This window comes from Hypericibacter sp., assembly GCF_050729195.1.
Taxonomy (GTDB): Bacteria; Pseudomonadota; Alphaproteobacteria; order Dongiales; family Dongiaceae; genus Hypericibacter.
Genome location: NZ_JBOHKS010000294.1, coordinates 1 through 4,192 on the forward strand (window position 1 = coordinate 1; position 4,192 = coordinate 4,192).

The window sequence follows — 4,192 nt, forward strand, 5'->3', positions numbered from 1 at the left end:
TGCGCCCTCTGCCTGTTCTGCGGAGATAGCGATCCGGCCCGCCTCTTCGGAGCCTTAGCAGATCGCGACGCACGCCCTGGCGTCATTCTCGCGCTCATATTGCGCACCCTCCCCCACCAACAACTCAAATATCGCTCGCCTGCCCTTGAACTCGAGCGGGTACTATGTTGGGAATCATATCATCTCAAATGCATCACCAGCTTCGACTTAAGTCAAAGGGGACGGACCTGAACTGCGATATTAAGTTCACGCTCAGGACCCCGTCATCGCGTGCTTAAATGGCTAAGGGCCCGGACGCTGGGGCTGTTGTCGGAAGGGGCGGGGCAGCGACCCGGCATCTCATGGCAGCGCCAATCGCGTGGTATTCTAATGCGTTGCCCGAAGACTCCGCGGCAAGCTCTCGAACAGCTCACGATCTCGATCCGGTAAACGCCGGGTCAGGTCAGCCCGTCATTTTCATAACTATGGGAGCTTTCACTCATGCCGTTTCAACGCGAGCTCGTTGTCGCTGTTATGGCAACAGCATTGTCATTCTTCATAGCCGGCAGCAGCACCGGCAAGGCGGATTCGACAATTCCCTGCCGAGCGACGACCGGGCGCAGATCGAGAAATATCTTGGAGCCGGCGTCGTCGGCGACCCCATCGCCGCCGCGGCCCTCATGACGGTCGATAAATACCTGCCGCCCAAGGGCACGGTCACGTCCTACAGCGTCCGTGACTCGGACGGCAAAACGCGCACCGAGAACCACAAGGTCGAAGAGACCGCCGATCCGATGTTCACGCCGGGCTGGCGCTACTCCGACGAAAAGATCGGGTCGCTCTTCATCCAAAAGACGGTCGATGGAGGCGCCGTGATCCTGGGCGAGCAGGATCTCGAGGAGAAGGTGCTGTCGCGCTTCACGCCTGGACAGCCGCTTATTGTCGCCGGCTTGGCGCCAGGCCAGAGCCACAAGGTCACGGTTCAGGTGGCCGTTTCCGATCTGTCCGATCCGACCGACGTCAACCACAAGGGGTCGCTCGACATCACCTACACCTATATCGGCGCCTATAAGGTAACGGTCCCTGCGGGCACCTACGACACCGTCCTCATCAAGTGGCATTACGAGGGATCCGTAGGGCCCGCAAGCGTCGAACAGACTGAGTATCGGTTCATTGCGCCGGGCGCGGGAATGATCGCCATGGTCGAAAGCCGTCACATCTCGGCCATGCTCATCTACAACGACAGGACACGGCTCGGGAAGCTGATGCAAACGAAGCCGTAAGCGTCGCGCTCAGTCGATCATCGCGATCGGCTTCGCCTTGCCGTTGCGTCGGGTGAAGGCGAGAAAAACGCGGAACAGCGGCGCCGTCGAGAGGCCCAAGGCCATGCTGACCGCGACCGCGGTGCCTGCGGAGACGACGATGACGCCCAGGCAATAGGCGATCGTGATCAGCGCCACCCAGACCAGTTGGCGCGTCACGATCTTCTCCTGCACGTAATGCGCCACCGACACGGCCGCAAAAATATAGGGCGTCAGCACCAGCAGCACGGCGATATCGGCCAGCACCATGAAGGTCTCGCCGATCGTGGGCGATACCGTCAGGAAGACGATCGCACTCATGATGATGGCGACGATCACCAGGCCGCGGACCGGCACGCCGCGCGAATCGGTCTGGGCGAACATCGCCGGGAACAGCCCGTCGCGGGCGGTCGCCAGCGCCGTCTCGGCGTTGATCAGCGTCCAGCCGCCGAGGCAGCCCGAGGCCTTGACGATCGCGCAGATCGTGATGACCACGGCGCCAACGGGTCCCAGCGCCCGCATCGCCGCATCGGCGAAGGGAGCCGTCGAATGGCGCAGCTCATCGTTGGGGATCATGCCCATGATCGCGGTGGTGCTGAGGACATAGACGACCGCGGCGATGACCACGCCGAGCAGGGTCGCCCGCCCCACATTCTTCTCGGGATTCTTCACCACGGCCGCCGCGACCGATGCGCTTTCGACACCCATGAAGGACCAGAACATGATCGAGACGGCCGACGAGATCGCACTTCCCGCGCTTATTCCCGTCGGATTCCAGCCCGCCCGGAACAGCTCGGGATCGAAGACGAACCACCCGCCGATCCCGACGAGAGCGATGGGGCCGATGCCGAGCAAGGTGGTGACGGTCTCGAACCGCGTCACCAGCCGCGGCCCGACCATGTTCAGTACCGCCGAAAGCCAGACCATCAGCACGGTGCAGCAGGCGCCGAGCAGGGGTTCGCGCAGCACCGGCAGGAAGACGGCCATATAGCCGGTGATCGAGGTCGCGATCGCGATGTTCGCGATGACGTTCGAGAACCAATAGAGAAGATTGCATTGGAAGCCGGCGAAGTCGCCGAGGCCCTCGCGGGCATAGGCGTAAGGCCCGCCGGCCTTCGGCCGCACCTGGCCCAGCCGCGCGAACATATAGCCCATGATGAAGGCGCCGGGCGCCGTCACCAGCCAGCCCAACGTGGCGATGCCGCCGATGCTCGCCATTACCGTCGGCATCATGAAGATGCCGGCCCCGATCATGTTGCCGGCGACCAGCATGGTCGCGGGAAACAGCCCGATCTGCCTCGCATTGGACGCCATGCAGCCTTACCCCCGCTCCGTCCGTTTACTCTGGCATCGACGAAGCCATGATCTGCGATTGAAACTCGGCCGCCTGGGGGCCGAAATAGGTGGACAACAGCGTGGCGAAATCCGGCGTCGTGTAGAAAGCGCTCAAGACGCGATCCACCAGGAGCCTGAGATCGGAGTCTCCCCGCGCCATGGCGATGCCGTACTCGTCACGCGTGAGGAGGCGGGTGCCGAGGATGAGGTGCGTCGGGCGCTGAGCCCGGCCCAGCAACCCGACCAGCAGAGCGCGGTCGGCGAAATAGGCGTCGATCTCCCGGCCCTCGAGCGCCGCCAAGCCATCCTCATGCGTCTGGTAGCGGGTAACCGTCGCCGCATAGCCGCCGTCGCTGACGGCGCGGCGCAGGATCGCTTCCGTCGTCGTATCCGCCCGAACACCGACATGGCTGGTCACAAAGGAGCGCATCTCCAGCGAGCGTGGCGGGCTGATGGCCCGTTCCCCCAGGAAGAGCTCGCGCAGATCGGAGGGCGAATCGGTGCGCAGCAGGGCGCTCGCGCCGGTGACGAAGATCGGTTCGGAAAAATCCACGGTCTCGCGACGCCCAAGCGTCGCCGTGACGGCGCCGCAGAGGAGATCGATCTGGCCCGCCGCGACCGCATCGAAGGCATCGGCCAGGCTGGTCTCGACATAGCTGACGGAGATGCCGGGAATAGTCCCCCGGATCTTGGTCACGACGCGATTGCAGAGATCGATCGCGTAGCCGGTGGGCGGGCCGTCCGGATTCGGGATCGCGAACGGCGCCTGGTCGGGAATGAAGCCGATATGGATGGTCTTGGTCGCGGCGACACGGTCGAGCGTCTGCGCCGACGCGCTGCCAGGCAGGAGGTATAGACAAAGCATGCCCGCAAAGACGAGCATGAAGGCAATGCGAGACGCCACCCCAGCCACCGCCGAACACCCATGTCACGCCAGATCGAGGACAGATTAACGGGCGGCCCCCACCCAGCATAGCGGCAAAGCGACTAAATCTGTCAGGCGGAGCCGCGGCGCTCATTCCGGTCGCGTTTGCGGAGCGCTGGTTCCGTCATCCAAGACAAGGCGCGAAATCCGTCGCCCGCAAAGGCCCGATGGGCTATTCAGGGGCCCATTCCACGTTGTCCTGGAGCGAAGGGTCATGGATCTCGAATTGTCGGCGCGGGAGAAGGAGTTGGCAAAAAAGGGTCGCGAGTTCTGCGACCAGGTGCTGATCCCGATGGAGCTGATCGCGGACGAGCATGGCGAAGTCCCCATGGAGCGCCGCGCCGCCATCCGTCAGGCGGTGCGCGACTGGGGCCTCGCCGGCATCAACCATAGCAAGGAGAATGGCGGGCTGGGCCTGACCATGGTCGAGCAGACCGTGATCGAGGAGCAGCTCGGACGTGTCACCAACGGCCTCTGGAGTTGCGTCTGGCGGCCGCCGGTCAGCCTCAAATTCGGCACGGCCGCGCAGAAGCGCGACTATCTCCAGCCCTCCTGTCAGGGCGAGCGGCGTGGCTGCTTCGCCATCACCGAGCCCAATGCCGGCTCCGATCCGCGCCAGGTCGAGACCACCGCGGTGCGCAAGGGCGATCGC

4 protein-coding genes are annotated in these 4,192 nt (G+C 64.0%); 2 read left to right on the plus strand and 2 right to left on the minus strand.

Annotated features, from left to right (window positions below):
• The first annotated feature begins 341 nt into the window (after nucleotides 1–341).
• Nucleotides 342–1,262: a hypothetical protein gene (locus tag ACREE8_RS24040; RefSeq protein WP_431575556.1), complete on the plus strand. Its 921-nt coding sequence runs from the start codon at nucleotides 342–344 to the stop codon at nucleotides 1,260–1,262.
• Between the two features lie 9 nt (nucleotides 1,263–1,271).
• Here the strand turns inward: ACREE8_RS24040 and ACREE8_RS24045 are convergent, their stop codons facing one another.
• Nucleotides 1,272–2,594, minus strand: coding sequence for an amino acid permease (locus ACREE8_RS24045; protein WP_431575557.1), 1,323 nt, complete (start codon nucleotides 2,592–2,594; stop codon nucleotides 1,272–1,274).
• A gap of 25 nt (nucleotides 2,595–2,619) precedes the next feature.
• Nucleotides 2,620–3,480 carry an amino acid ABC transporter substrate-binding protein gene (locus ACREE8_RS24050; RefSeq protein ID WP_431575558.1) on the minus strand — a complete coding sequence of 287 codons (861 nt, stop codon included), beginning with the start codon at nucleotides 3,478–3,480 and terminating at the stop codon, nucleotides 2,620–2,622.
• Nucleotides 3,481–3,754: 274 nt separating this feature from the next.
• Here ACREE8_RS24050 and ACREE8_RS24055 point away from each other — a divergent pair.
• On the plus strand, nucleotides 3,755–4,192 hold a 438-nt coding region (locus ACREE8_RS24055; protein WP_431575559.1), incomplete at its 3' end, for an acyl-CoA dehydrogenase family protein.